The 26,417-nt window shown below is 75.6% G+C and carries 20 protein-coding genes, 1 tRNA gene and 1 pseudogene; 12 read left to right on the top strand and 10 right to left on the bottom strand.

Annotated features, from left to right (window positions below):
- Positions 1-117: 117 nt before the first annotated feature.
- From EDD39_RS27325 to EDD39_RS27310, 4 genes are all read left to right on the top strand, one after another.
- A complete protein-coding gene (locus EDD39_RS27325) occupies positions 118-795 on the top strand; it encodes an SMI1/KNR4 family protein (RefSeq protein WP_123561204.1) in 678 nt (225 codons plus the stop codon).
- A gap of 171 nt (positions 796-966) precedes the next feature.
- Positions 967-1,485 (top strand): SigE family RNA polymerase sigma factor, encoded by a 519-nt coding sequence (locus EDD39_RS27320; RefSeq protein ID WP_123561202.1) that lies wholly within the window; start codon positions 967-969, stop codon positions 1,483-1,485.
- 57 nt (positions 1,486-1,542) lie between these two features.
- Positions 1,543-2,535 (top strand): hypothetical protein, encoded by a 993-nt coding sequence (locus EDD39_RS39865; RefSeq protein WP_123561200.1) that lies wholly within the window; start codon positions 1,543-1,545, stop codon positions 2,533-2,535.
- A gap of 58 nt (positions 2,536-2,593) precedes the next feature.
- Complete coding sequence (locus EDD39_RS27310) at positions 2,594-4,699, top strand: ATP-binding protein (RefSeq protein ID WP_123561198.1); 2,106 nt, start codon at positions 2,594-2,596, stop codon at positions 4,697-4,699.
- Between the two features lie 105 nt (positions 4,700-4,804).
- On the opposite strand, the gene EDD39_RS27305 is transcribed toward EDD39_RS27310, so the two are convergent.
- The 4 genes and pseudogenes from EDD39_RS27305 to EDD39_RS27290 form a co-directional block, all read right to left on the bottom strand.
- Positions 4,805-6,460, bottom strand: a complete 1,656-nt coding sequence (locus EDD39_RS27305) for a translation initiation factor 2 (protein ID WP_123561196.1) — start codon at positions 6,458-6,460, stop codon at positions 4,805-4,807.
- A gap of 135 nt (positions 6,461-6,595) precedes the next feature.
- On the bottom strand, positions 6,596-8,467 hold the full coding sequence (locus tag EDD39_RS27300) for a flavin monoamine oxidase family protein (protein ID WP_123820770.1): 1,872 nt from the start codon (positions 8,465-8,467) through the stop codon (positions 6,596-6,598).
- 117 nt (positions 8,468-8,584) lie between these two features.
- Positions 8,585-8,905: a hypothetical protein gene (locus EDD39_RS27295; RefSeq protein ID WP_123561192.1), complete on the bottom strand. Its 321-nt coding sequence runs from the start codon at positions 8,903-8,905 to the stop codon at positions 8,585-8,587.
- Positions 8,902-9,459: pseudogene (locus tag EDD39_RS27290) on the bottom strand (DUF3990 domain-containing protein); the annotation flags it as partial. The gene EDD39_RS27295 and the pseudogene EDD39_RS27290, both read right to left, overlap by 4 nt.
- Between EDD39_RS27290 and EDD39_RS27285 the strand changes: the two are divergent.
- The 3 genes from EDD39_RS27285 (at position 9,417) to EDD39_RS27275 (ending at position 11,347) form a co-directional block, all read left to right on the top strand.
- Complete coding sequence (locus tag EDD39_RS27285) at positions 9,417-9,722, top strand: hypothetical protein (RefSeq protein ID WP_123561188.1); 306 nt, start codon at positions 9,417-9,419, stop codon at positions 9,720-9,722. The pseudogene EDD39_RS27290 and the gene EDD39_RS27285 overlap by 43 nt on opposite strands.
- A gap of 84 nt (positions 9,723-9,806) precedes the next feature.
- Entirely contained in the window at positions 9,807-11,066 is a 1,260-nt protein-coding gene (locus EDD39_RS27280) for an MFS transporter (RefSeq protein ID WP_123561186.1), read from the top strand.
- Positions 11,063-11,347: a sulfurtransferase TusA family protein gene (locus EDD39_RS27275; RefSeq protein ID WP_123561184.1), complete on the top strand. Its 285-nt coding sequence runs from the start codon at positions 11,063-11,065 to the stop codon at positions 11,345-11,347. The genes EDD39_RS27280 and EDD39_RS27275 overlap by 4 nt, the downstream gene beginning before the upstream one ends.
- 22 nt (positions 11,348-11,369) lie before the next feature.
- On the opposite strand, the gene EDD39_RS27270 is transcribed toward EDD39_RS27275, so the two are convergent.
- The 3 genes from EDD39_RS27270 to EDD39_RS27260 form a co-directional block, all read right to left on the bottom strand.
- The gene (locus EDD39_RS27270) at positions 11,370-13,022 is read right to left on the bottom strand and encodes a hypothetical protein (protein WP_123561182.1); all 1,653 of its coding nucleotides are present in this window, start codon (positions 13,020-13,022) and stop codon (positions 11,370-11,372) included.
- Between the two features lie 86 nt (positions 13,023-13,108).
- On the bottom strand, positions 13,109-16,717 hold the full coding sequence (locus EDD39_RS27265) for a DUF4132 domain-containing protein (protein ID WP_123561180.1): 3,609 nt from the start codon (positions 16,715-16,717) through the stop codon (positions 13,109-13,111).
- 248 nt (positions 16,718-16,965) lie between these two features.
- Positions 16,966-17,053, bottom strand: a tRNA-Leu gene (locus EDD39_RS27260).
- 270 nt (positions 17,054-17,323) lie between these two features.
- Between EDD39_RS27260 and EDD39_RS27255 the strand changes: the two genes are divergently transcribed.
- The 3 genes from EDD39_RS27255 to EDD39_RS27245 all read left to right on the top strand — a co-directional run bounded on the left by EDD39_RS27255 (position 17,324) and on the right by EDD39_RS27245 (position 20,254).
- On the top strand, positions 17,324-18,646 hold the full coding sequence (locus EDD39_RS27255; RefSeq protein WP_123561178.1) for a M20/M25/M40 family metallo-hydrolase: 1,323 nt from the start codon (positions 17,324-17,326) through the stop codon (positions 18,644-18,646).
- Positions 18,647-18,833: 187 nt separating this feature from the next.
- Positions 18,834-19,076, top strand: a complete 243-nt coding sequence (locus tag EDD39_RS27250) for a chaplin (protein WP_123561176.1) — start codon at positions 18,834-18,836, stop codon at positions 19,074-19,076.
- Positions 19,077-19,468: 392 nt separating this feature from the next.
- Positions 19,469-20,254, top strand: a complete 786-nt coding sequence (locus tag EDD39_RS27245; protein ID WP_341869338.1) for a chaplin — start codon at positions 19,469-19,471, stop codon at positions 20,252-20,254.
- An 89-nt stretch (positions 20,255-20,343) separates the two neighbouring features.
- Here EDD39_RS27245 and EDD39_RS27240 read toward each other — a convergent pair whose 3' ends face one another.
- A complete protein-coding gene (locus EDD39_RS27240; protein ID WP_035954087.1) occupies positions 20,344-20,553 on the bottom strand; it encodes a DUF5703 family protein in 210 nt (69 codons plus the stop codon).
- 362 nt (positions 20,554-20,915) lie between these two features.
- Here EDD39_RS27240 and EDD39_RS27235 point away from each other — a divergent pair, with 362 nt between their 5' ends.
- Positions 20,916-21,521 (top strand): hypothetical protein, encoded by a 606-nt coding sequence (locus EDD39_RS27235; protein WP_030458311.1) that lies wholly within the window; start codon positions 20,916-20,918, stop codon positions 21,519-21,521.
- 431 nt (positions 21,522-21,952) lie between these two features.
- On the opposite strand, the gene EDD39_RS27230 is transcribed toward EDD39_RS27235, so the two are convergent.
- A complete protein-coding gene (locus EDD39_RS27230) occupies positions 21,953-24,112 on the bottom strand; it encodes a helix-hairpin-helix domain-containing protein (protein ID WP_123561171.1) in 2,160 nt (719 codons plus the stop codon).
- Between the two features lie 31 nt (positions 24,113-24,143).
- Positions 24,144-25,121 carry an aldo/keto reductase gene (locus EDD39_RS27225; protein ID WP_123561169.1) on the bottom strand — a complete coding sequence of 326 codons (978 nt, stop codon included), beginning with the start codon at positions 25,119-25,121 and terminating at the stop codon, positions 24,144-24,146.
- A 241-nt stretch (positions 25,122-25,362) separates the two neighbouring features.
- Between EDD39_RS27225 and EDD39_RS27220 the strand changes: the two genes are divergently transcribed.
- Positions 25,363-26,409, top strand: coding sequence for an LLM class F420-dependent oxidoreductase (locus EDD39_RS27220; protein WP_123561167.1), 1,047 nt, complete (start codon positions 25,363-25,365; stop codon positions 26,407-26,409).
- The last annotated feature ends 8 nt before the right edge of the window (positions 26,410-26,417 follow it).

The raw sequence follows: 26,417 nt of genomic DNA, 5'->3' as shown, positions 1-26,417 counted from the left end.
ATCGAACGCCTGTGCCGGTCAATGGTCTTGGCCCGCCCCCGGTATCGTCGGACCGGCCGGTCCGCGACCACCGCCCCGGCCGGCGCATCCACGGGGAACGGACACGGAGACCGCACCATGAGCACCACGGACACCGCCACCGCAGGCACCCCGGACGAACCGGAGGCTCCGCACTCCGCGCTGGAGCGGCTGCTCGACCTCGCCCGCGGCCCGATGGGCCCGCGGGTCGAGCTCGACCTCGGCACCGACCGCGGCCCGCTCGCCGAACTCGCCGCGCTGCTCGGCCGGATGAACGGCTTCTTCGCCTTCAACGGCGGCATCCAGGTCTACCGCGTCGGCGACGAGGGCCTCGGCCCCGAACTGCTCGACTGGAACGGCGCGGACACCTGGAAGTCCGGCTACCAGGGCCTCGCCGACGCGGTGTTCTGCTTCGGCCAGGACCTGTTCGGCGTCCAGTTCGGCATCGTCGACGGCGCCCGGGTGGTCTCCTTCGACCCCGAGACCGCCGCCACCGACGACCTCGGCGACAGCCTGGAGGACTGGGCCGCCTGGCTGCTCGCCGACCCCGACGTCAACGGCGCGCACTCCTTCGCCCACGCCTACATGCAGGCCAACGGCCCGCTCCCGGTCGACCGGCGCCTGGTCCCCCGGCAGCCCTTCGTGCTCGGCGGCGGCTACACCCACGACAACCTGCGCCCCGAGGACGCCGCCACCGCGATGCGCCTGCGCGGCCCCCTCGCCCACGCCACCCGCGACCTGCCCGACGGCAGCCGGATCAAGCTCACCGTCGAATGACCCGCCGGCCGCCGGCACCCCCGGACCCGCCCGCCGGGCAGCCGGGCCGACCCCCCGTCGCACCGCCGGCGATCATCGTTACGGAGTCTTCACCTTCCGGGTGCGACGGACCGCACCGCCCGCCGCGTGTCTTCAGGACGTCGACGAAACGCTTTCCATCCGGGGGACCACATGACCGAGGGGCTCGGCTTCGACGAGTTCGCGGCCAGCCGGGCGCGCCGCCTGTTCCACTTGGCGTACCTGATGTGCGGTGACTGGCACCAGGCGCAGGACCTGGTGCAGACCGCGCTGTCCAAGCTCTACCCGGTCTGGGGGCGGCTGCGGCGCGGCGACGGCGAAGCGGGCATCGACGCGTACGCCCGCAAGGTGCTGCTGCGCTGCTACCTCTCCCACCGGCGGCTGCGCCGCTCCAGCGAACTCGTGGTCGCCGAGTTCCCCGAGGAGCCGTCGATCGGCGCGCACGAGGGCAGCGCGGCGGCCCTGCGGCTCACCCTGATCGCCGCACTCGGCCAACTGCCGCCCCGCAACCGGGCCGCCGTGGTGCTCCGCTACCTGGAGGACTACAGCCTGGAGGAGACCGCCGAGGCCATGGGCATCACCGTCAGCGCGGTGAAGAGCCTCAACTCCCGCTCGATGGCCCGCCTGCGCACCATCCTCGGCCCCGACCGGGCCCTGCTGCTCCAGGACTGACACCGCGCACCACCCCGCCGCACCACCCACCTGCCAGTCACGGAAGGCATCGGAACCTTGGACCCGGACCCGGACCCTGAGCTCTCCGCCATGATGGAGACCTGCGTCAAGGACCTGAGCGTGCCCGTCTCGGTGATCGTCGCCGAGAGCGGCCGCCGCGGCCGCCGCCGCCAGGTGGCCCGGCGGCTGCGGATCGCCGGAACGGTCCTGACCGTCGCCGCCATCGCCTTCGCCGGGGCGAACGCCGGACTCCCGCTGATCTCCGCCGGACCGAGGACCGGCGCGAACGTCGGCCCCGCCGACCGCACCCGCCCGCTCTCCGCGTCCCCCGCCACCCCGACCGCCCCCACCACCCCCACCGCCCCCACCACCCCCTCCCGGAGCCCCGACCCGGACCTGAGCTCCTCACCGGACCCCTCCGCCGCCGGCGACCGCTGGCAGCAGTTCCCGCTGCCCGCCGCCCCCCAGCTCGGCAGCGCCGCCGCCAGCCGCACCGGCTCCGCCACTGGCAGCCCCGTCGACTTCACCACGTACTCCGTGCTGAAGGACCTCGAAAAGCTGATGCCCACCTACCGCAACCGCTTCACCCAGGGCGCGGTCTTCAGGACCGACCGTCCGGGGGAGGGCTCCACCGTCCACCTGGACTACACCGACGAGGCCGGCCCGGTCGCGCTCGAACTGTCGCTGCACCACTCCAAGGTGCCCTTCCCCGCGGGCGGCGCCAGCCCCGACCCCGACCTGGCACCCTTCCGGTGCGGCACCAACAGCGGCACCTCCGACAACGACGAGCAGGGCTGCCTCTCCGGCTACCGGCCCGACGGCAGCTGGGAGATGGTCGCGGTGAACGACGCCCAGGTCCCCGGCCTGTTCGGCTACCGGGTGGTGATCTGGCGCCCCGACGGCACCATCCTCGACTTCACCGAGTACTCCGGCACCGTCAGCAGCAAGGGCGACCCCATCCGCTCCGGCCGCTACCGCCCCCCGCTCGACCTGACCTTCTGGCGCTCCGTCACCGAGAGCCCGATCTGGACGCCCTACCTCCACGGCTGACCGCCGCGACTCGCCCGATCACCGATCAGGAGCCCCGCGAACGCGTAGGGTTGGCCGGGTGAGCGAGCAGACGCACAACGTGGTCGGCGGGCAGGCCGCGGTGGGGCACCTGGTGCAGGCCCATGAGATTGGCGCCGTCCACATCCACGAGGCGAGGACGCTGGTCCACCACCCCTCCTTCGAACTCCCGCCCGAGAAGGCGCACTTCGTCGACCGGACGGAGGAACAGCACCGGATCACCGCCGCCGCCGTCCCGGCCGGGGAAGGCACCCGCCCCCGGATCCTCGCCGTCAGCGGCCTCGGCGGCGTCGGCAAGACCGCGCTGTGCGTCCGGGCCGGCCACCAGCTGGCCGACCGCTACCCGGACGGCGCCCACTACCTCGACCTGGACGAGTACCGGCGCGAGGGCGTCCCCGACCTGGCCGCCGTCCTGACCGACCTGCTGTCCTCGCTCGGCGTCGAACGGGAGTGGCTGCGCCGCGACTTCCGCGGCCTGGTCCGCCAGTTCTGGGACCGCACCCGCGGCAAGCGCCTGCTGCTGGTGGTCGACAACGCCCGCACCGCCGCCGAGGTCGAACCGCTGCTGCCCGCCTCCGCCCGCAGCCTGGTGCTGACCGCCAGCCACGGCCCGCTGTACGACCTCGGCCCCGCCGCCGAGGAACTCGCCCTCGCCCCGCTCGGCCCCGAGCACACCGCCGACCTGCTGCGCCTGCTCCTCGGCGACCGGCACGCCGCCGCTGACCCCGCCGCCGTCGAGGCCCTCGCCGCCCTCTGCGACGGACTGCCGAAGGCCGCCGAGGTGGCCGGCGGACTCGCCCGCAAGCACCCGCACCGCAGCCTGGCCGAGCTCGCCGACCGCCTCACCGCCGACCTGCACCGGCGGGGGAGCGCCCCCGTGGAGGCCGTCTGGGACACCGCCCTCGCCGAACTCGGCCCCGACGCCGCCCGGTTGTACCACCTCCTGCCCGAGTGCCCCGGCCCGTTCGCGGTCCTGCCGACCGCCGCCGCCCTGCTCGGCCGCGACCTGCTCGACACCGAGGACGCCCTCGCCGAACTCCGCACCGCCGGCCTGCTCGACCACCACGACGGCGGCTACCGCCAGCACGCCCTGGTCCGCGGCCACGCCCGCCGGACCGGCCACACCGCCGACCCCGACGGCACCGGACGCGCCGCCGCCCGGGCCCGCCTGCTGCACTGGCTGCGCCGCCAGTGCGCCCGCGCCGACCTGCTCACCGCCGGCCCCCGCGCCACCGTCCAGGCCGAACTCCCGCCGCTGCCCGGCGTCCCCGACGCCGACCTCGGCCCCGCCAAGGCCGACGCGCTGCGCTGGATGGAAGCCAACCGGCACGCCCTGTACGGGGCCGTCGGCCTCGCCCACGACAGCGGCCGCGACGAGGACGCCGTCGCCCTCGCCGAATCGCTCTGGACGCACTTCCTCGACCACCCCCGGCACGCCGACGCCACCGACGCCTTCCGCACCGCCGTCGTCGCCGCCGACCGCACCGGCCACCTGCCCGCCCGGGTCCGCACCCGCGACCTGCTGGCCCGCCCGCTGTGGGAACAGGGCTGCTTCGACGAGGCCGCCGCCGCCGTCGAACAGGCCTGCGCGCTGGCCACCCTGCTCGACGACGGCCACGAGCACCGCCGGCTGGCCGGCTCCGCGATCGACTTCCGCGGCCAGTTCGCCCTCGCCCGGGGCGAAGCCGCCGCGGCCCGGGGCGAGGACGAAGCCGCCCACCGCGACTTCGCCGCCGCCCGCGCCGACTTCACCGCCGCCCGGCAGATCCAGCAGGGGATCGGCAACGCGTACGGCGCCGCCCTGCAGACCTACCAGCTCGCCAAGACCGCCACCGCCGCCGCCGACCCGGCCGCCGCCGACCTCTTCGCCGCGGCCCGCACCGAGTTCGCCGCCCTGCCCGGCCGCGAACGCATGACCGCCCGCACCTCCTTCGGCCTGGCCCGCGCCCTGCGGCAACTCGGCCGCCACGAAGAAGCCGAACCCCTGCTGACCGAGGCCCTGACCGCCGCCACCACCCGCGGCTCCAGCTACGACGAGGCCCGGATCCGCACCGAACTCGCCGAACTCGCCGACGCCACCGGACACCCCACCACCGCCGCCCGCCACCGCTCCCGCGCCGCCGCCCTCCGCGCCGAGAAGGGCTGAGGTCCGGCCGGTCGAGGAAGCGCACCTCACCTTCCCCGACGGCGCGACGCCCAGGCAGTGGTACGTCACGAGCATCCGCTGACCGGCCCGGAGCCCCCGCCCGGCTCAGAACTCGACGTCCCACTCGCCGTGGGCGGCCGGTCCCAGTTCCAGCCGGACCGTCACCGGGCCGACGGTGCAGTCGAGTTCCAGCGGGAGGTCCCCGGCGGAGTCCGGCCGGGCGACCAGCCAGGCGTACACGGCGGAGACCGCCGCCGCCGGGTCGATCCGGCGGACCCGGCCGGCCGCGCGGTGCGGGCGCACCCGCAGGGCGAACGGGCCGTGGCGGCGGTGCACCAGCAGGCAGCGTTCGGGGGAGAGCAGGGCGGCGGCGACCCGGCAGCCCGGGAGTTCGTCCAGGACGTGCGCGGCCCAGCCGGCCGCCGTCCAGCGGCCGGTGCCGGGGTGCCGCCAGAGCACCTCCGCGCTGCGCTGCTCGGCGAGGCCCGCGGCGCCGTGCCGGGCGGAGCGGTGGTGGACCGGCAGTTCGGTGGCGACCGGGAAGCGCTCCACCCGCACCCGCCGCCCGTCGACCTCGGCGCGCACCGCCAGCGCCGGGGCCGGGGAGCGGGCGGGCGCCGGGTCGGGCAGCAGTTCGGGCGTCAGCGGGGTCCGCGGCGGGGCGAGGCCGAGCAGCCGGTACAGCTCGGCGCGCAGCAGCGGCAGCGCCCGGCCGGGGTGGGCGAAGGCCGCGGTGGCGAACTCCGCCGGGTCCGGGCCGGGGCCGGGGCCGTCGCGCAGCAGGTCCGGCAGCGCGGCGACCCCGGTGAAGCGCGGGGCGACGGCGAGCAGCCGGGCCATCGGCGAGCCGGGGATCAGCTCCGACCCGCCGTCGTAGCCGTCCAGGACGACGGTGCGGCCGAGCGCGGCCGCGTACAGGGCGGTGGAGCCGTGGTCGGTGAGCACGGCGTCGGCGGCGACCAGGACGGACGCCCACTCCTGGGCGGAGGAGGGCAGCAGCAGTCCGGCCTGCAGGGCGGGGCGGAGCTGCTCGGCGAGGTTGTGCGGGCCGCGTTCGCTGACCTCGTTGGGGTGCACGACCAGGGCCACCCGGTAGTCGTCGACGGGCAGGTGGAGGGCGAGTTCCAGCGGCAGGCCGTGGCGGCGGGCCAGCAGGCTCTCCCCGCCGTGGGTGGTGAGCACCGCCAGCAGGGTCCGGTCGCCGACGCCGAGCCGTTCCCGGTAGGTCTCCCGGCGGCCGGTGGACTCCCGCATCCGGTCCAGGGTGGGGTCGCCGACCACGACGGCGCGGGCGGCGGCGGGCGGGCAGTACTCGGTGAGCCGGGCCAGCTGCTCGTGGTGGCCGAGGCCGTGCAGGTCGGCCCACGGTTCGCCCTCGGAGAGCAGGAACGCGGGGTCCAGGCCGGACGGCAGGCTGGGCGAACCCTCGGTGCCGAACGCCTTGTTGAACCCCGCGCCGTGCGGCAGCAGCGCCCGGACCCGGCCGGACAGGCTGGTCAGCGCGCCCTTGGGGCTGGTGGACAGGATCAGGTCGAAACGCTCGTGCCGGGCCTGTTCGAAGTCCATCACCCGGGCGCCGGAGCGGTCCAGCGCGGCCAGCGCGTCCAGCCCGAACCGGGAGCCGGGCACCTGGGTGAACCAGCGGTCGATCCGCGGATCGCCCCCGAACACCGGCAGCACGTCCAGCAGCCGGTTCAGTGCCACCGCCGAGCGGAACGCCAGCAGCACCGAGGGCCTCTGGTTCCGGCCGGCGTCAGGCATGTGCCGATGCTATCGGCGTTCTCGCAGGTCCGCCCGCCGGACCGGGAACTGACCGCGCGTCAGTCCCCGCCGCCCGGCGACCCGGTCGGCGGACCGTCCGCCGGCCCGGGTCGCCGGGCGGCCCGGTCGGTCCCGTCAGCCGGCCGTGAGCTGGAGGGCCGCCTCCACGCCGGAGGCGATCGCACCGGAGATCCAGGCGTGGTAGCGCGGCTGGCAGTGGTCGCCCGCGAAGAACAGCCGGCCGTCGACCGGGGCGGGGACGTGCGGGCCGAGGCTGAGCAGCTGGCCGGGGGTCTCGATCACGGCCTCGCCGAGCGCCCAGCGGTTGCGCAGCCAGGACTGCGAGACGTGCCGGTCGGTGGCGTAGCGGCGGATCCGCTCGCCGAACAGGCCCGCCAGGTGGTCGAGCGCCTCGGTGTGCCGGTCGGCGGGGGTCAGCGCGTCGAAGCGCAGCGCGTCCTCGGCCCAGTTGTAGGCGGCCAGCACGATGCCGCCGGGCGCGCCGTCGTCGCTCGGGTGGGAGGGGAAGTAGACGAACCGGCTGGCCTCGTCCGAGACGCAGCCGCCGCCGACCGCCGCCACCGCGTCCCCGTGCGGGGCGGGCCGGTAGTCGGCGCCCAGCTTCGCCTTCCAGGTGTCCTCGTCCCACTCCCACCAGCGCTCGGTGAACTCCACCAGCACCTTGTGCGCGGTGTCGTGCTTGAGCTCGGCGATCGCCCGGCGCTTGCCGTAGGGCAGGATCGGGTCGAAGTCGACGTGCCGCAGCGCCGCGTACGGCACCGCCAGCACCACCGCGTCCGCCCGGTACTCGCACCGGTCGCCGCCGATCGCGCCCTCGCACGCCTCGTCCTCGGGGCCGCTCTCCGGCTCGGCGAGCACCGTCACCCCGCCGTCGCCGAACCGCACCCGGGTGGCGACCTTGCCGCGCTCGATCGGCAGGTCCTTGGCGAGCGCCTCGGTCAGCGCGTCGGTGCCCGCGCTGAACTCGAAGTAGGTGACCGCCGGGTTGATGTCGGAGGCGTCGAACACCGAGTGCAGGAAGCCGTACGACAGCCGGCTGGTCAGGTTCTCCAGCGTGCCCACCGCCTGCACCTGGGCGTCGCTCCAGCCCTCGCTCTCCTGCAGGTAGCGCAGCAGCGAGTAGCCGTCCAGGTCGTACAGCAGCTGCGCCATGCCGGTCACCCGCTGCTCGATCGGCTTGTCGCTCCACGAGCCGTCGCCGTTCTTCACCATGGTGTACGCGCGGGCGGTGTCCAGGGCGCGGTCGAAGGCGGCGCCGGCGGTCTGGGTGCTGTCCCAGCCGAAGCTCTTGTTCACCGGGCCCGGGTCGGCCGCGTACGCCGCCTTGCTGACGGTCTGTCCGTTCACGTGCACCAGCCGGCCGCCGAGGCCCTTCGGCGCGGTGTACGCGGGCGCGCCGCCGGTCGCGAACTCCTCGCCCGTCCACGACCGGTACACCACCCGGGCGTCCCCGGAGACCAGGTCGGGCTGCGGCGGGACGTCCACCAGGTGGAACGGGCGGCGTGGCACCTTCAGGTGGTCGGCCAGCGCCAGGGTCAGCACGTGGCTGGACGGGATGCGCATCGCGCCCGCCTCCGCGTGCAGCCGGGAGTCCTGCCACAGGTCGCCGCGGAAGGTCTTCACCCGGCCGCCGACCCGGCTCCGGTTCGCCTCCAGCACCCGCACCTTGTGCCCGGCCGCCAGCAGCAGCCGCGCGCACACCATGCCCGCCACGCCCGCACCCACCACCAGCACGTCGCGCGGCGCGACCGGACGCAGCCGCTGACGGCCCGTCAACAGCTTCAGGTAGTCGAGCGTCAGGTCGCGGTGGTCGGCGTCGGTCAGCAGGATGCGGCGCGCCATGGTCAGGGCCGCCTCCTGCCGCGCCGGGTCGGGTGGCGGGGCGGCCGCACCGGCGGCACGGGAGGGGGCGGTGCCGGGGCCGGCCAGGGCGGCGGCGGTCATCGCACCGCCGGAGGCCAGGAACAATCCACGTCGAGAGATCACCCGCCACACCCTGGCAGCGCCCACCCGCCCGACACGCGAACTCCGCCCACGAACGACCTGCCGTCACCCCCACGGGGGCGCTCGAAGCACGCCCCGGCGCACGCCCCCCCGCCCGCCTCACCTCTCCCGGGGCAGCGTCCAAGCGGGGTCGCCGTCCGGCGGGGGCGGGACGACGGTCCAGGTGCTCCGGTCGGCGCTCGGGTCCCAGTACGGCACCTCGTCGCCGTCGGCGTCGTCGTAGTAGAGGCCGTACGCCCAGTACTCCGGATCCTCGTGGCAGAGCAGGTCGGGGTAGGGGGCGATCTTCCGTCCACCCCAGGCGCGATTGACCCGGGCCACGGCCTCGGCGCGGGAGGCCCCGAAGCTCTGGATCACGTCGGCGACTTCGGAGAAGAACTCCTGCATCTGCTCGTCCGCTTCCAGGCGGAACTCCCTCATCGCCGACGGTCCCTTCCGGCGTATCCGTTGCTCAGCAGGTCGACACCCTGCTGCTGGTAGAAGGCTATCTGGTGGCCGCCGAGGTCCATCGGGGCACCTTCCCTCCGCCATTGCCTGAGGTTGAGCAGCATCGGGCTGTCGTTGCGGTCGTTGCGGTGGCGGGTGATGAAATCGATCACCTCGTCGTCGTTGCCGAACCGCTTTCCGTTCAACCGCTCCAGTTCGGAGCGGGAGATCTGGAAGTGCATCACCGCGGGGCCGCCGGAGTCCGCTTCCTCGCCATGCCGTCTGGCCCACCGGTGGTCCTGGTCGCGGTCGTTGGTGACGTAGAAGCCGCCGTGGCCGAAGTCCATCGCTCGCGGGGGATTCCCGAAGCGCGGGTTGATGCCCAGGCGTTCGATGCTGCTGGCGCCCACGCCGTTGGTGCCGTGGCCGCCGCCGAGGCCGAGGGGGTCGGGGGTGAGGTAGCGGGCGGTGACGGGGTCGTAGTAGCGGAAGACGTTGTACCCCAGTGCGCCTGGAAGGCATCCAGTGCGAGGCCGGCGTTCTCGCCCGCCATCTCCGCGACGGCCTGTTCGAGGTCGCCCCGGTGCTGGTCGATCTCCTCGGCGAACTGCCTTACGGCGTCCGCCATTTCGCGGTAGTCGTCTTCGTCCACGTTCGGCCAGTTGACCCCGATCAGATCCAGGACCCAGGCCAGTTCGTCGGGCAGAACGACGCCCATCAGCACCCCCCGTGCTTCGACATCGGGAGGACTTTGCCCGACCTTTGGCATTCGCACCTGGTCGGGACCCGTCATCTTGAGATGTCCTCCTGATCGCCCCTGCCCGCTCCTGCTCACGAGACTGGGGAGCGGATTGATAGCCTTATCCATGGAAATGTGGAAAACCGAGGAGAGCCCGTGAGTCGCGCCGCCGCCCCGCCCGCCGAACCGGTCGTCGACCCCGCCGTGCAGCGGCGCATCCTGCGGGTGCTGGTCGTCTCGCAGGTGCTCAGCGGCGCGGGCCTCGCCGCAGGCATCACCGTCGGCGCGCTGCTCGCCCAGGAGATGCTCGGCAGCACCGGGCTGGCCGGGCTGCCCAGCGCCCTGTTCACCGCGGGCAGCGCCGTCGCCGCGATCGCGGTCAGCCGAATATCCGCCGCCCGCGGCCGCCGCCCCGGCCTCGCCGCCGGGTACGCGACCGGGGCCGTCGGCAGTGTCGGCGTCATCGCCGCGGCCGCCCTGGACAGCCCCGTCCTGCTGTTCGCCGCGCTCTTCGTGTACGGCGCCGGGACCGCCACCAACCTCCAGGCCCGCTACGCCGGAGCCGACCTCGCCGCCCCCGGCCACCGGGCCCGCGCCGTCTCCACCGTGCTGGTCGCCACCACCCTCGGCGGCGTCCTCGGCCCCAACCTGGCCGCCCCCACCGGCGACCTCGCCGCCGCGCTCGGCCTGCCCCGCCTCGCCGGACCGTTCCTGCTGGCCGGAGCCGCCTACGCCGCCGCGGCCCTCGTCCTCGCCGCCCGGCTGCGCCCCGACCCGCTGCTGCTGGCCCGCGCCACCGCCACCGACGGCCCCGCCACCACCGCGGACGTCCCCGCCGACCCGGCCGCCGCCGCCCGGATCCGCAACCGGGTGCTGCTCGGCGCGCAGGTCATGGTGGTCACCCAGCTGGTGATGGTCGCCGTGATGACGATGACGCCCGTCCACATGCACGACCACGGCCACGGCACCGCCGCGTCCGGCCTGGTCATCGCCCTGCACGTGGCCGCGATGTACCTGCCCTCCCCGCTCACCGGGCGCCTGGTCGACCGGCGCGGGCCGCTGCTCGTCGGCGCCGCCGCCGGCCTCACCCTGCTCGCCGCCGGACTCGTCGCCGCCCTCGCCCCCGCCGACTCGGTCGCCCTGCTCGCCCTCGCCCTGGCCCTGCTCGGACTCGGCTGGAACTTCGGCCTGGTCTCCGGCACCGCGATCATCACCGACGCCGCCCCGCTCGCCACCCGCGCCAGGACCCAGGGCGCCGTCGACGTCGCCATCGCCGTCTCCGGCACCACCGGCGGCCTCGCCTCCGGTGCCGTCGTCGACCTGGCCGGCTACCCCGTCCTCGCCCTCGGCGGCGGCCTGCTCGCCCTCGTGATCCTCCCGGCCCTCGCCACCACCGCCACCCGGACCCGCCGATGACGCGCCGTCACCTCCCGGACCGCACCGTCGACGGCCGCGGACTGCTCTGCGTCACCCTGCTGCTGCGCCTGCGCGCCGCCGTCGCCGACGCCCCCGCCGGCACCCTCGTGCACGTCCTCGCCACCGACCCGGCCGCCCCGCTCGACCTCCCCGCCTGGTGCCACCTCACCGGCCACCACTACCTCGGCGAACCCGCCCCCGGGACGTACGCCCTGCGCCTGACCGCCACCCCGGCCCCCACCCGCCCGGACGCCCCCTGGCACCGGCAGCCGGCCGACTGACCCCGGCCGCCCGCCCGCCACCTCAACGCCCCAGCCGCCGCACCGGCTTGGACCCCGGCCCGCCCGGCGGGGGAGCGGGCAGCACCGACGGCGGACGCAGCGTCAGCGGGGACGGCGCGGGCGGCGGGGCGGGCACCGGCAGCGGGTAGCGCGGCGGGAGCGACGGGCGCGACGAGGCGCCGACGACCGCGGTGAGCCCGCTGCCGAGCACGGCCCACAGCAGCGCCTGGCCGCAGTACCCCTGCCAGGAGAACCGGGAGCCGAGCGACCCGAGCAGGCCGAGGGACGTCACGCCGAGCACCCCCACCCCCACCGCGAACACCCCCGCCGTGCTCCCGCCGCTCATCGGCCGGGCGGGCAGCGGACGCCGCCAGCACGGAACCACCAGCGCCACCACCGCGGCCGGCACCAGCCAGGCCGTCCAGGGCACCCGGCCCCCGCCGAAGACCAGCGCCGCCACCAGCCAGCCGAACGGCACCGCCTGACGGAACACCAGCCACCACGGCAGGTACGGCGGCCCGGACGCGCGGTCGAGCCGCAGCCGGTACGCGCCCAGACCGGTGAAGACCGCCGCCCAGCCCGCGACCAGGGCCACCACCAGGCACATGAACGGCACCCCGACCAGCTCGTACCCGCCCGCCCGGGCCGAGTCGGACTGCGGTGGCAGCTCCACCCCGTGCCACCGGCCGTCCACGTCCCGGACCTGCAGCCCGCGCAGCGGATAGTTCACGATCACCGTGTGCCCGCCCGGGACGTCCGCCACCACCAGCCCGCCCCGCCCCGCCGAAGCCTCCGTCCCGGTGGAAGTGCTCGTGCCCGTTGAAGCGTCCGGATCCGGAGCCTGTTCCCGATCCGGGACCGGGTCCGCGTCCGTCCCGCCGCCGTACCAGTACCCGTACCCGTCGACCGGCGTCAGCCGCAGCGGCGGGGTGTACTCCGGCTGCCAGGTCCGGCCGCCGTCCCGGCTGGCCTCGACCGGCAGCCCGTAGCCGCGCAGCCGGAAGCACAGCCGGTCCGGCGCGGGCAGGCACTGTCCGGCCGCCGGGTCGGGGGTGACGGCGGGCGGAGCGGGGTGCTTCTTGCCGTAGGGGACGGCCTGCCAGGTCAGGCCGCCGTCGCGGGTGGTCCACCAGACGCCGTCGTACACCATCGGCCGGCCGTCCTGGCTCCACAGCCGCGGCGCGGTCTGCGGCACCGGCGTGGTCGCCACCATCGCCGCGGCCGCCAGCGGCGTCCCGACCATTGCCAGCACCCGCCGCAGCGGCCGGGGGCGGGCGCTGCGCCGCCACAGCCACCAGGACAGCGCCAGCACCGGCAGGGCCAGCAGGTCGCCCGGGTCGGCGACCGTCCGGCTCGGGACGCCGGTCAGCGCCGACCAGCCCGCGGAGGCCAGCTCCGCCCCGGCGGCGGAGGACTTGGCCACCGCGAAGGTCACCGCCGTCAGCGCCACCCCGAGCAGCGCCGCCGGCCGCCCGCGCAGCCGCGGCACCGCCGACGCCACCAGCGCCAGCACCGGCGGGACGACCAGCATCCAGGCCGCGTCACTGACCTTGCCGGTCACCGCCCCGGGCCAGGCCCGCTTGCCCACCCGGTCGTTGAACGCCAGCACGGCGACCGCCAGCAACGTCCCCGGGTGCCCCGCCCAGCGCAGCACCCGCCCCCCGTCGTTCCGCATGGACACGAGTGTTCCGACCCCGTGTCACGCCCAGGCCACGGCAGCGTCTCGGCTCGCGCCGTGCCGGGAACGTGACCCGGGGCGGGTCAGCCGGCGGTGACCTCCTCGAGTTCGGCGAGCAGCTCGGAGGCGGCGATCGGGTCCAGGCCGCCGTAGCGCAGCGGGTAGTCGCGGCTGCCCCAGTGGTCGCCGGGCGAGGAGTCCAGCCAGACCGTCCGGAAGGTCTGGTCGGGGAACTCGTCCACCAGACCCACCGCGATGCCCTCGTCGAGCTGGATCACCAGGTGGCAGCCGTCGGCCAGCCGCTTGGAGAACCAGCGCTCGACCCCGGCGTCCTGCGGCGCGCCGCGCTCCCAGCCGCGCTTGGTCAGGCCGAGCAGCCGGCCGACCGGCACCGTGCAGCCCTCGAAGCGGTGCAGCCGGTTGGCGGCCGCCTCCTCGGGGGTGAACCGGCGTACGGGGCGGCCGAGTTGCGGGAACGGCTGGAGGACCTCGTAGTCGGCGAACAGCTCCGACCACACCGCCACCGCCTCCTCGCCCAGCAGCAGCGGGTGGGCCAGCCGGACCGTCGCGTCCGCGGGCAGCACGAAGGGCTCGTCGGCCGCGTCGGCGAGGGTGCGGTCCTCGGCGACCCGGAACGCGGTGCCGTCGGCCGTCCAGACCAGCCGGCGCGCCAGGTGCCACACCAGCGGGTGCTCGACGAACAGCGAGCCGAACTCCCCGGCGCTCCACGAGCGCCGGGCCACCATCGCGGCCTCCAGCCGGCGGATCTGGTCGGCCGCGACGGTCCGTACGTCCTTCTTCAACGCGGCGAACCGCTTGCGCTCGGCCGGGGCCAGCTCCTGGTCGTCCTTGGTACCCGGCGCCGGCAGGTCCTTGCGCCGCTTGCCGTCGCCGTCCAGCACGAACGGGCGCAGCTGCTCGTCGAAGCCGACCGTGAACCGGCGCGGACCGTAGTCGATCACCGTGGTGCCGTCCGGGCCGAGGCCGAGGTCGGGCACCAGCCGGTCCGCGAGCTGCTCGGCGGTCAGCCCCAGGCCCTCCGCGACCTCGGCGATCTTCTCCTGCGCGCGGGCCTTGAGCGCCTTGAACTTCACCCGCTGCGAGATCCCGTGCAGGTGCAGCAGCGCCAGGTCGGTGCCGATCGCGGCCAGCACGTCCAGGCCCTCCACGGCCCGCTGGTGCGCGCCCTGCCCCGGCCAGTCGCGCAGCACCGGAGTCAGCCGGCGCACCGTCGTGTCGTCGCCCAGCACCCCCAGCGCGTGCAGCACCCAGCTCTCCTTCGCGGGCATCCCGGCCTGCAGCCACTGTTCGAACAGCGCCCACCCGAACGCGGCCGTCCCGTCCGCCCGGCAGCTCTCGGCCACCACGGACAGCCCCGGGTACGGCACGCCGGGCTTGGACAGCGCCAGCATGGTCAGCACGTGCCGCACCGCCTCCGCGGGCAGCGCCGTCCCCGCCCCCTCCGCCGGTGCGCGCAGCAGCAGTTGGGGCAGGACGGCGGGATCCGCCCAGACCGGCAGCACCGGCATCCGGGCCGGCAGCGCGGTCTCCAGCGGATCGGCGGCCAGCACCTCGGCGACCACCTCCGCCGCCGGGGCGCCGTAGCGGTCGGCCACCGCGGCCGACAGCGCCTCGTCACCGCAGGAGGACGCGACCAGCCGCAGCGCCTGCTCGGCCGCCGCCCGCCCCCGCCCGGCCGGGCCGACCGCGTCCGGGACCAGCAGCAGCGCGCCCGCCACCCCGTGCCGGGCGAACCACGAGCGGGCCGTCGCGTGCACCGACCTGAGCCGCACCAGGCCGTCCGCCAGCAGCCGGGCCGCCCGCACCTCGCGGAACGGCAGCAGCAGCGAGGAGAGCACGCCGGGCTTGGCCCGGGCGGCGTGCAGCGCCATCGGCAGCGCGGCCGGGCCGTACTTGGCGACCACCGGCGGCAGGTACTCCGACCCGTACCACAGGTCGGCGGGCCGCCACTCGGCGACCGCCGGGGCGAGCACCCCCGCGGGGCCCTGCACCAGCAGCCGGGCCGGGTACCAGAGGTTGTGGCCCTCCAGCGCCGTCCTCGCCTCGGCGGCCCAGTCGGTGTCCGCCGGGTACTGCCACCCGGCGAACTCGATCCGGGCCCAGCCCTCCCGCTCACCGGCCCGCCAGGCCAGCTCCACGCCCTCGTCCGGCCGCAGGCCCTCGATGACCCGCGCCTTGCGCCGGGCGCGCGGCCGCGTCCACGGCGGCGCGGCCAGCAGCGGCGGCAGCGCCTCCGGCGCGGCCTCGGGTGCCTGCGGGCGGGCGCCGTCCAGCTCCGCGACCAGCGCGGCCGCCGCGGCGTCGAGCCGCGGCAGGATCTGCGGCAGCAGCTCCCGGTGCAGTCGGACGTGGGTGTCGAGCAGCGTCCGGGCCGTCGCGGCGGCCCGGCCGTCCCGCGCCGCCGCCTCGGCCAGCAGCCGCACCGCCCGCACCGGGTACCGCTGCGCGGCCTCCTGCAGCGCCGGACGGACGTGCTTGTCCTCCACCCCGGCCAGCAGCAGCCGGAACGCCGCGTCGGTCGGCAACTGCACCAGCACGGCGGCGAGCTCCCTGGCCTCGGTCGCGTCGTGCGCCTGCTCGAGCGCCTCGCGCAGCAGCGGGACGAAGGCCGTGCCGACGCTCTCGGCGAGCGTCGCCACCAGCGTCACCTGCCAGGCGCGCCACATCCGTTGGAGGTCGGCGGCCATCGGCTCCACCTGCGCCGGGTCGTCCAGTGCGTGCAGCAGCAGCACCTGCAGCCCCGCCCGCTCGTCGCCGTAGCCCGGCACGTCCGCCAGGCACTGCGCCATCCAGCCGGGCACGCCCGGGGCGAGGTAGCAGGCGAGCGCCCGCTGCCGGGGCGTGCCCCGGTGCTCGGCGGCGGCCGCCAGGGCCGCCCGGTACTCCGGCTCCGGGGCGGCGGCGAGCAGCGCGCGCAGCCGGTTCTCCACCGTGCGTTCGTCCCGCCCGTAGGAGGGCAGGGGGCCGACCCGCCGCCGCAGCGAGATGTTCGAGATGTCCGACCCGGACTGCAGGTAGTTGGTCTCCACGGTGTGCTTCTCCAGCACCGCGCGCACCGCGAAGGGCAGCCCGTGCCGGGCCGTCCAGACGTCGGCGAACAGCGCCTTCTCCTCCGCGTCGGCCTGCCACGGGGCCGGCACGATGCTCGCCACCGCGGCCGCGCCCAGCACGTCCGGCGCACCGTCCAGGTAGGCGCGCGCGGCCCGCACCAGCTCCGGGTCGGAGGCCGGGGCGTCCAGCACCCGCTCCACCCACTGCCGCCGGCCGTCGATCCGCCGCCGCTCCCGCTCCAGCGCCTCCGGCCCGGGCCACACCACCTCCGGGATCCGGCCCGCGCGGCGCGGCAGCACCGCCTTCCACCAGGCCGCGGGCATCACGAAGGCGTCCTCGTCCGGCAGTTCACGCACCTCGCCGCCCCCCGCGGCCTCGCCGCCCCCGACCGGCGCCTCCCCGGTGGCCCCCGTGCCCCCGACCTCCGCGTACCCCTTGCGCTCCTTCTCCGCGACCTGCTTGGCGAAGTGCGCCAGCGCGGCCCCGGCGGAGGCCAGTTCCTTCAGCTGCTCGCGCCCCTCGGTGCCGAGGCGGCCGTAGCGCACCCGCACCGCCGTGTCCTCGACGGCCGCCTCCCAGAACTTCGCAGAACCGTCCCCGACGAGCTCCCAGCGCCGCACAGCCCACTCCTCCGTGCCCTGACCATCCGATGATCGACACCCGGCACCCTAGCGACGCCCCCCGACACCGACGCACGCACCGGAGCCGGGGACGCCCCGGCCCCGAGCGGAGGGGGAGATATCGACCAGGACGCGTCAACGACCGGCACCAGCCGTTCGAGCACCCACCGATCGCCCCGGTGGCCACCCCGCCACCGCACCCCGCCCGGAAAAGCAGAAAGACCCCTGATCAACAGGGGTCTCACTTCTGGTGTCCGAGGGGGGACTTGAACCCCCACGCCCGATAAAGGGCACTAGCACCTCAAGCTAGCGCGTCTGCCATTCCGCCACCCGGACCGGGTGTCGTCCTCGCGGGGCGTTCCCCGCGCTGACATGGACAACAGTAGCAAAGATCGACTGCCAGACCCAAAACCCGGGGGCGGCGGGGTGGGCGGGGCTTCGAATGCGGGGCGGCGCGGACGTCGGTCAGGAGTGTCGGGGAGATATGCCCTTGGGGCCGGACGGGTGGTGGGGGAGGATGACGGGACGGCGCCCGCGGTCCCCGGCCGGGGTCGGGGCGGCGCGGGCCGCAGCCGCGCCGGGGCGGGCAGACACGAGGTGGGAGCGATGAGCGTGGGCATCGAGCGCGCGGTGACGGCCGAGTCGGAGGTCGCCGAGATCTGCCGGGACCTGATCCGGATCGACACCAGCAACTACGGGGACGGCTCCGGCCCGGGAGAGCGGAAGGCCGCCGAGTACGTGGCCGAGCAGCTCGCCGAGTTCGGGCTGGAGCCGCAGATCTTCGAGTCGGCCAAGGGCCGGGCCTCCACGGTGGTGCGGATCGAGGGCGAGGACCGCTCCCGGCCGGGCCTGCTGATCCACGGGCACACCGACGTGGTCCCGGCCAACGCCGACGACTGGACGGTGCACCCGTTCTCCGGCGAGATCACCGACGGCTGCGTGTGGGGCCGCGGCGCCGTCGACATGAAGGACATGGACGCGATGACCCTCGCGGTGGTCCGCGACCGGCTGCGCACCGGCCGCAAGCCCCCGCGCGACCTGGTGCTGGCGTTCCTCGCCGACGAGGAGGCCGGCGGCACGTACGGCGCCCGGTTCCTGGTGGACCGGCACCCCGAGCTGTTCGAGGGCGTCACCGAGGCGATCGGCGAGGTCGGCGGCTTCTCCTTCACCGTCAACGACCAGGCCCGGCTGTACCTGGTGGAGACGGCGGAGAAGGGCATGCACTGGATGCGCCTGACCGTCGAGGGCCGGGCCGGCCACGGCTCGATGGAGAACGACGACAACGCGATCACCGAGCTGTGCGAGGCGGTGGCCCGGCTCGGCCGGCACCAGTTCCCGCTGCGGATCACCAAGACCGTCCGGGCCTTCCTGGACGAGCTCTCGGACGCGCTGGGCGTGCGCCTCGACCCGGAGGACATGGACGAGACGCTCCGGGTGCTCGGCGGCATCGCCAAGATGATCGGCACCACCCTGCGCAACACCGCCCAGCCGACCATGCTCGGCGCCGGCTACAAGGTGAACGTCATCCCCGGCCAGGCCACCGCGCACGTGGACGGCCGCTTCCTGCCCGGCTACGAGGAGGAGTTCCTGGCCGAGCTGGACAGCGTCCTCGGCCCGCGCGTCAAGCGCGAGAGCCTGCACCACGACAAGGCGATCGAGACCAGCTTCGACGGCGCCCTGGTCGAGGCGATGCAGACCGCGCTGCGCGCCGAGGACCCGATCGCCCGGGCCGTCCCCTACTGCCTGTCCGGCGGCACCGACGCCAAGTCCTTCCAGGACCTGGGCATCCGCTGCTTCGGCTTCGCGCCGCTGCAGCTCCCGCCGGACCTGGACTTCGCCGGGATGTTCCACGGCGTGGACGAGCGGGTGCCGGTGGACGGCCTGAAGTTCGGCGTCCGGGTGCTGGACCGGTTCATCGACCTGGCCTGAGCCGGGGAAGTGCGGTTAATCGGTCCAGCATCAGAGCTTTCGAGCATCCGAAATGGCGATCACCTGTTCGCTTGATCACTTCAACGGGTGAATGCGGATCCGGCCCCGTGTCCCGGCCGCGGAGGCTTCGTTCTTCCGTGTGCAGCCCGGGGGAACGGGCTGGAAACGACCAGGAGGAGCAGTTCAGATGAAGGCCAAGAAGATCGCTGCCGTTGTCGCCGCCACCGGTGGCCTGGTGCTCGCGGGCGCCGGCGTCGCCTCGGCGCACGGCGGTGCGGGCGCGGACGGTGCCGCGGTCGCCTCCCCGGGCGTGCTCTCCGGGAACCTGATCCAGATCCCGGTGCACGTCCCGGTGAACGTCTGCGGCAACACGATCAGCGTGATCGGCCTGCTCAACCCCGCGTTCGGCAACGCCTGCCAGAACGTCTGAGCGGGTCCCGCCGAGGACCGGCGGGCCGCCGACCCCGAGTTCCCGCCCCCGCGCGACCCCTGTGTCGCGCGGGGGCGGACGCGCGTCCGGGGTCGGGGAGGCGGGCGTCGGCCCCGGACGGGTGAACGGTGCGGTTCCCGGAGAAAGGGAGAGCTCACCCGATCGGATGAAGTGACTGCAGATGGCTCAACCTTCACCGTTAAGGGTCGTTGAAGTAGTGCCGCCGCCTTCGCGGCAGGCAATTCCGACTATCGGACCGACCGGAACTCCGGAGCCGCCGGAAATCCGCCGGGGAACCGGCCCGGCGGCGGCCCGGAACCGGATCGGACCACCGAACGAGAAACCAAGGGGAGTCAATGCGACAGGTCGCCAGGAAAGGCCTTCTCACGGCCATGGCCACCGGCAGCGTGCTGGCCTCGACCGCGGGCTACGCCCACGCGGCCGCCGATGCGCACGGCGTGGCGGCCAACTCGCCCGGCGTGGGCTCCGGGAACGCGGTGCAGGTGCCCGTGGAGCTCCCCGTGAACGCCTGCGGCAACACGATCAACGTGATCGGCCTGCTCAACCCGGCGTACGGCAACGACTGCTCCAACGTCAGCCACACCGGCCGCAGCGCGGGCAGCACCGGGAGCGGCAGCCACACCGGCACCGGCGACCGGTCCGGCTCGGGCACCGCGGGCTCGGGCACCGCGGGCTCCGGTGCCGGCGGGACGAGCAGCAACTCGCCCGGCGTCGCCTCCGGCAACAACGTCCAGGTCCCGATCAGCGCGCCGGTCGACGCCTGCGGCAACTCGGTCAACGTGGTGGGCCTCGGCAACCCGGCGTACGGCAACAACTGCGCGAACGTGTCCACCGCGCACCAGCCGCCCGTCACCCCGCCGCCGGTCACCCCGCCCGGCCACGACTGCGACTGCCCGCCCGAGCAGACCGGCGGCGAGCACAGCACCCCGCCCGGCCCCCCGGGAACCGACCGCACCGGCGGCCCCGGCGGCGACCAGTCCGTCACCCCGGCGCCGGTCGCCCCCGTGGTCCAGGCCCGGGCCGCCGCCCCCGTCGCGGAGCAGGCCCTGGCCTCCACCGGTGTCTCCGGCCTGGAGGTCATCGCCCCGGCCGGCCTCGCGCTGCTGCTCGGCGGCGGCGTGCTCTACCGCCGCTCGCGCTCGCTGGCCCGCCGCTGACGGCGCCCGCCCGCCCCTGACGCCCGCGCCCGGGCGCCCCGCCACGGCTCACAGGCCGGCGGCGGGGCGCCCGGGCGCGGGCACGCCTCCTACCAGCTGGAACGGACCTGCCGGATGATCCGCCGCTTCAGCCGCACCGTCCGGCTGCCGTCGGGGAACAGCCGGAGCCGGTCGAGCTCCCAATTCCCGTACTCGGCGTGCTCGGTGAGCAGTTGGCGCGCGGCGTTCCGGGTGGTGCCGCGGGGCAGGCGGAGCGACTGGTACTCGTACTCCGGAAGCCGGACCGTTTTGGTAGGGATCAAGGCGTCTCCTCCGCTGCTGTGCTGCCTGCAAGCCTACGGCGCGTCGCCGAAAGGTGGCCGGTCCGGGTCGGCCCGCCCGGGCGGACGGTCCGAGCCTCGTCCCGGCCGGAGCTGATCGTCAATCAGTTTTCCGGTACCGGAAGGGATACCCGCCCCGGGCCGCACCGATGCGCCCCGCACACGCCCGGTGGGCGCTCCGGTCGGCGGTCCGGTCGGCGGTCCGGCGGGCGGGAAATGGCGCGCGGCGGCGGGCGCAGAACCGCCCGGAACGGACATCGGGGGTGAACTTGCCCGGTTTTCCCGGCTGTAGATGACAACCGCTGTGCGTGTCGTCGCCGGGTGGGGATAGCGTCTGCACCATGTCTGATGCCGCGCAGCTGACCATCACCGAGGTACGGGCCGCCGCAGAGGCGGTCAAGGCCGCCATCGACCGCCACCTGCAGGCCGTCTCCAGCTCCACCGAACCCGGCGATCCGGTCGTCGTCCACGCCTACGAGGAGCTCGCGGCGGCAGCCATCGCCTACGACCAGATCCTGTACGAGGTCTACGACGAGGTCACCCCCTTCGAGATCCCCGGCGACGACGCCGGGTCCGGCTACCAGGGCCCCGAGCACCCCGAGGCGATCAGCGTGCTGATCCGCCGGGACTACCTGATCGCCGACCCGAAGCGGCTGCGCGCCCAGGCCGAACGGGTCGACGAGTCGCTCCCGCCGGGCGCGGGCGCCGAGGGCGAGGTGACGGCGGCGCTCGGCGTGCTGTTCGGCGAGTACGAGCCGGACGAGATCGCCGCCCGGGCCGAGGAGTTCGGCCTGGAGGAGGGCGACTCCACGCTCTGGGTGTCGGCCGCCGAACCCGCCGACCCCGGCGAGTGGCTGCCCGAACCGTTCGACGGCGCCGACCCGGAGCTGCTGATCTGCCGCTTCGACGTCAGCGAGGTCTACGACGACGAGCTCGACGAGCTCTGAGCAACCCCCGGCCCCCGCTCGCCAGGCCCCGGCCCCGTCCGGCCGCCCGGCGGGCGGGGGCCGTTCCCGTTCCGGTGCCCTTTCCGGGGCCCGGTCTCGGAAGATCGCCCGGCCTTCTTGATTCTTGCCCGAACGGACCGGATCTCGGCTAGCGTTCGGGCAGCGACGGAGACGCGTTCCGGGGCTCCGGTCCGGGGGGAGCGGAGCGCCGGCACCCGGCTACCGGTGCGGTCGTACGTCGCACGGGGGACTGCTGCCGGGCTGCGGCGGGGGAAGCGGACGAGCGGCTCAACGACGAGGCGCCCCGGGGGGATTGCGGCGGCTCTCCCTCCCACCTGACCCCGCCGAACGGTCGGCCCGGCGGCAGCGGGTACACCGCCCTGCGGGCGCGGCGGCCGGGGCCTCGCCCCGCCACCGCGCCCGCAGCGCGTTCACTGCGCGGTCAGGACCGACCGCAGCCGGGTGGTGCGGTCCGCTGCGGGCCGCTCGGCGACCGCCTGGGCCAGCGCCGGGCCCGCCGCGTGCACCACCGACAGGTGCCGCTCCGCGCGGCCGAACGCCGAGTACACCCACTGCCTGGTCAGCTGCCCGGCCGCCTCCGGCGGCAGCACCACGACCACCGCGGGCCAGCGCCGCCCGACCGCCTGGTGCGCGGTCACCGCCCAGCCGTGCCGCAGCTTCCCGGCCTGCGCCGGGGACAGCGTGATCCGGCCGCCGTCCGCCAGCTCCACGTGCAGGCCGCTCGCGTCGCCGTCCAGCACCCGCCCGGGCAGGTTGACGCCCAGCGCGGGGGAGTGCACCACCCGGTCACCCGGGTCGAAGCCGCCGAACCGGCCGGGGCCGGGATTCAGCCGGGCCTTGGCCGCCGCGTTCAGCGCCCGGGTGCCGGCCGGGCCGCCGTGGCCCGGGGTCAGCAGCACCGTCTGCTCGGGCGGCACGGACAGCGCCCGCGGGATCGAGTCGGTCAGCAGCTGGACGGCCCGGTGCACCGCCTCCCCGCCGTCCTGCGCGGTGAGGATCACCACCTCCTTGTCCGGGGCGTCCACCGGCTGCAGCTCGCCGACCCCGACCCCGGACACCAGCTCGCCGATCGGCCCGAAGTCCGGCGTCCGGGACGCCACCGCGGGGCACGCCCGGGCGGTCAGCAGGTCGGCGAAGAACCGGCCCGGACCGGCCGACCACAGGCCGCCCGGATCCCCGGACAGCACCAGCCGGGCGCCGTCCGCCATCGCCTCCAGCAGCGTCGCCGCGGTCTCCACGTCCAGCAGCGGGGCGTCCAGCACCACCAGCACGTCCAGTTCGAGGGTGCCGTCCAGCGCGCGCGGCACGTCCGCGCCGTACAGCAGCTCGTGCAGGGTGCCGATCCGCCCGGCGGCGGGGGAGCCCTCGGGCAGCAGCGCCGCCAGCGCGTCCCGCCCCTGGCCGGCCCAGACGACCGCCCACACCCGCAGGCCCAGCCCGGCCGCCGCGTGCAGCAGCGCGGCCGGCTCGGCCCGGGCCGCCTCGCCGCCGGTGTGCAGCACCAGCCCGGACGCGGACACCGCCCGGACCAGCTCCTGCGCGGAGCGCGGCGCCGCCGCCGCGGCCTCCTCCCAGGCGTCCGGACCCGGGCCGTCCTCGACGGTGGACAGCAGCCGGACCAGGCCCTCGCCGAGGCTCTCCTCCGCCAGCGCCAGCCGCTCCAGCGCCAGCATGGTGCGGACCGGCGGCTCCTCGTCCTCGTCGTGGCTGCCGGGCGGCAGCGGCAGCTCCTCCTGGAACGGCATCACCCGCCCGTCCTCCAGCACCGCCTGCAGCGCGGCCTCCGGGTCCGGCACGCGCTGGGCGCGCAGCGCCCCGGCGACCTCGCCGAGCTCCTGCGCCGAGTGCCCGCGCAGCGCGGCCTGCTCCAGCAGCCAGGCCACCAGCGCCTGCGCGCGGCGCGGGTCGCCCGGCTGGGCGGCCGGGCCGAGCAGCGCCTTGGCGAAGCCGTCGGCGTGCTCGGGACGGACCCCGGGCAGCGCGAGCACCGCCCACGGGTCCTCCCGCAGCTGCTCGGCCGCACCCTCGCCGAACTCGGCGAGCGCCGGCCCGGCCAGCTCGGCGGGCGCACCGCCGGCCGCCAGCACCTCGCCGACGGCGGCCAGCGCGGCCCTGCGCTGCGCGTCGTCGAGCGGGACGTCGGGTCGCCCGGCGGGCGCGGCCGGCCGGCGGACGGGGCGCTCGGCGGGCGCGGACTCCCCGGCCGGCGCGGGCTGCTCGACGGCGTCCTCGACCGGCTCGGACTTCGGCTCGGACTCGGACTTCGGCTCCGGCCCGCCCGACGGGTCGTCGGACGCCGCTTCGGAGGGCTCCTCCGGGGTCGCCAGGTCGACCTCGCGCGGGGGGCGGGGCGGGGCGACGATGTCGTTCGCGTTGATCGCGCCGATCGCCTTGGCCAGCGCGGCCACCGCGGCGGCGCGCTGCTCGCCGCTGAGCGGCGCGTCGGCGGGCCGCCCGGCGCCGCCGTCCGGGGTGTCCGGGGCGCCCGTCGGCGCTGCCGGGCTCTCGGCCGGGCGCTCGGCGCGGCCCTCGGCCCGGCTCGCGGCCGGGCCCTCCTCGGGGGTGGTCATCGCGGAAAGGCTCCTTCGACGGGCGGGGCGGCTACAGCTCCGTCCAGCCCTGGTCCGGGTAGCGGTGCACCGGGGCCGACACGTCGTCCAGCGCAGCGCGGATCTCACCCGGAAGCGTAAGGGCCTCGACCGACAGCGAGGACTGCAGCTGGGCGGAGGTGCGGGCGCCCAGCAGGGTGGCCGACACGCCCGGGCGGTCGCGGACCCAGGCGAGCGCCACCTTCAGCGGGGTGGAGGCGAGCCCGTCGGCGGCGGTGGCCAGCGCGTCCACGATCCGCCGGGACGCCTCGCCCAGGTACGGCTGCACCGACCCGGCGGGGTGCGGGGCGGTGCCGCGCGACTCGGGCGGCACGCCGTGCCGGTACTTGCCGGTCAGCACGCCCCGGCCGAGCGGCGAGCAGGCCAGCAGGCCGACCCCGGCGTCCAGCGCGGCGGGCAGCGCCTCGCGCTCGATGCCGCGCTGCAGCAGCGAGTACTCGAGCTGGACGGAGGCCAGCGGGGTGCGGCCGGGCACCGCGTGCTGCCGGGCCGCGGACTTGGCCAGCTGCCAGCCGCTGTACTGGCAGACACCGACGTACCGGGCCCGGCCGGAGGCGACCGCCAGGTCGAGCGCGTGCAGGGTCTCCTCGGTGGGGGTGGCCGGGTCGTGCGCGTGCACCTGCCACAGGTCGACGTGGTCGGTGTTCAGGCGGCGCAGCGAGGCGTCCAGGGCGTTCAGCAGGTGGCCGCGGGAGGCGTCGGGGCGGCGCGAGCCGGGCAGCGCGCCCGCCTTGGTGGCGATCACCAGTTCGGAGCGCGGGACCAGGCCGTCGGTCAGCCGGGACAGCAGGTACTCGGCGCCGCCGTCCGCGTACACGTCGGCGGTGTCGACCAGGGTGCCGCCCGCGTCCACGAACGCCTTCAACTGCTCGGCGGCCTCGTGCTCGTCGGTGTCCCGGCCCCAGGTGAGGGTGCCCAGGCCGAGCCGGGAGACCCGCAGGCCGGTCCGGCCGAGCTGTCGCTGTTCCATCGCGCCCTCCGTCAAGCCCGATCGTGCAGGTCGGGGGCGGTGCCCCCACGTGGTGTGAGGGTAGCGGCGAAACCCCCCGGGGCCCGGGACGACCCGCTCGGCCGACGTGTCCGCGCGCCGCGCCGCCGTCCGCGCCGTCGTCCGCGCCCGGTGCGGCCCGACCGCTACTACCGGTCAGTAGCATGGCGTCCGGCGGGGCGGCTACGCTCACCCGCACCACCCGACTGGAAGGCTTGGGCACATGCGACTCGGGATCAACCTCGGCTACTGGGGACTCGGCCTGGACGCCGACAACATCGCGGTCGCCCAGGAGGCCGACCGCCTCGGCTACTCCGTCTGCTGGGCCGCCGAGGCCTACGGCTCGGACGCCGCCACCGTCCTGTCCTACGTCGCCGCGAGGACCGAGCGGATCGACGTCGGCTCGGCGATCTTCCAGATCCCGGCCCGCACCCCCACCATGACCGCGATGACCGCCGCCACCCTCGACACCCTCTCCGGCGGCCGCTTCCGGCTCGGCCTCGGCGTCTCCGGCCCGCAGGTCTCCGAGGGCTGGTACGGCGTCAAGTTCGACAAGCCGCTGGCCCGCACCCGCGAGTACGTGGAGATCATCCGCAAGGCGATGTCCCGCGAGCGCCTGGTGCACGAGGGCGCCAACTGGACCCTCCCGCTGCCCGGCGGCCCCGGCAAGCCGCTCAAGCTCACCGTCCACCCCGTCCGCGAGCACCTGCCGCTGTACATCGCCTCGATGGGCCCGAAGAACCTCGAACTCACCGGCGAGATCGCCGACGGCTGGCTCGGCCTGTTCTTCTCCCCAGAGCAGGCCGCGCTCTCCGTCGACGCCCTCGCCGCCGGCCGCGCCAAGGCCGGGCTCACCCTGGACGGCTTCGACCTCTGCCCCACCGTGAACATCGTCGTCGGCGACGACGTCCGGGCCGCCGCCGACACCCTGCGCGACTACACCGCCCTCTACCTCGGCGGCATGGGCAGCAAGGAGAAGAACTTCTACAGCCAGCTGGCCCGCCGGATGGGCTTCGAGCAGGCCGCCGACGAGGTCCAGACCCACTACCTGGCCCGCGACAAGGCCGCCGCCGCGGCCGCCGTCCCGCACGACTTCATCGACGCCACCGCCCTGCTCGGCGACACCGCCCGGATCGCCGACCGCATGCAGGCGTACGCCGCCGCCGGCGTCACCACCCTCACCCTCGCCCCGTCCGGCTGGACCCTCGACGAGCGCATCACCGCCCTGCGCACCGGCGTCGACGCCCTGGAACGCGCCGGCCTGGCCTGAGCCGCGCC

It is taken from the genome of Kitasatospora cineracea (genome assembly GCF_003751605.1).
In the GTDB taxonomy this organism is placed as follows: domain Bacteria; phylum Actinomycetota; class Actinomycetes; order Streptomycetales; family Streptomycetaceae; genus Kitasatospora; species Kitasatospora cineracea.
Note: the sequence above shows the minus strand (reverse complement) of the source record. Positions and strands in the feature narration are given on the sequence as shown.

Coding starts and splice junctions, on each gene's coding strand:
- EDD39_RS27325 (WP_123561204.1), top strand. CDS start 118: ATGAGCACCACGGACACCGCCACCGCAGGCACCCCGGACGAACCGGAG.
- EDD39_RS27320 (WP_123561202.1), top strand. CDS start 967: ATGACCGAGGGGCTCGGCTTCGACGAGTTCGCGGCCAGCCGGGCGCGC.
- EDD39_RS27305 (WP_123561196.1), bottom strand. CDS start 6,460: ATGCCTGACGCCGGCCGGAACCAGAGGCCCTCGGTGCTGCTGGCGTTC.
- EDD39_RS27295 (WP_123561192.1), bottom strand. CDS start 8,905: ATGAGGGAGTTCCGCCTGGAAGCGGACGAGCAGATGCAGGAGTTCTTC.
- EDD39_RS27275 (WP_123561184.1), top strand. CDS start 11,063: ATGACGCGCCGTCACCTCCCGGACCGCACCGTCGACGGCCGCGGACTG.
- EDD39_RS27270 (WP_123561182.1), bottom strand. CDS start 13,022: ATGCGGAACGACGGGGGGCGGGTGCTGCGCTGGGCGGGGCACCCGGGG.
- EDD39_RS27255 (WP_123561178.1), top strand. CDS start 17,324: ATGAGCGTGGGCATCGAGCGCGCGGTGACGGCCGAGTCGGAGGTCGCC.
- EDD39_RS27250 (WP_123561176.1), top strand. CDS start 18,834: ATGAAGGCCAAGAAGATCGCTGCCGTTGTCGCCGCCACCGGTGGCCTG.
- EDD39_RS27245 (WP_341869338.1), top strand. CDS start 19,469: ATGGCCACCGGCAGCGTGCTGGCCTCGACCGCGGGCTACGCCCACGCG.
- EDD39_RS27235 (WP_030458311.1), top strand. CDS start 20,916: ATGTCTGATGCCGCGCAGCTGACCATCACCGAGGTACGGGCCGCCGCA.
- EDD39_RS27230 (WP_123561171.1), bottom strand. CDS start 24,112: ATGACCACCCCCGAGGAGGGCCCGGCCGCGAGCCGGGCCGAGGGCCGC.
- EDD39_RS27225 (WP_123561169.1), bottom strand. CDS start 25,121: ATGGAACAGCGACAGCTCGGCCGGACCGGCCTGCGGGTCTCCCGGCTC.
- EDD39_RS27220 (WP_123561167.1), top strand. CDS start 25,363: ATGCGACTCGGGATCAACCTCGGCTACTGGGGACTCGGCCTGGACGCC.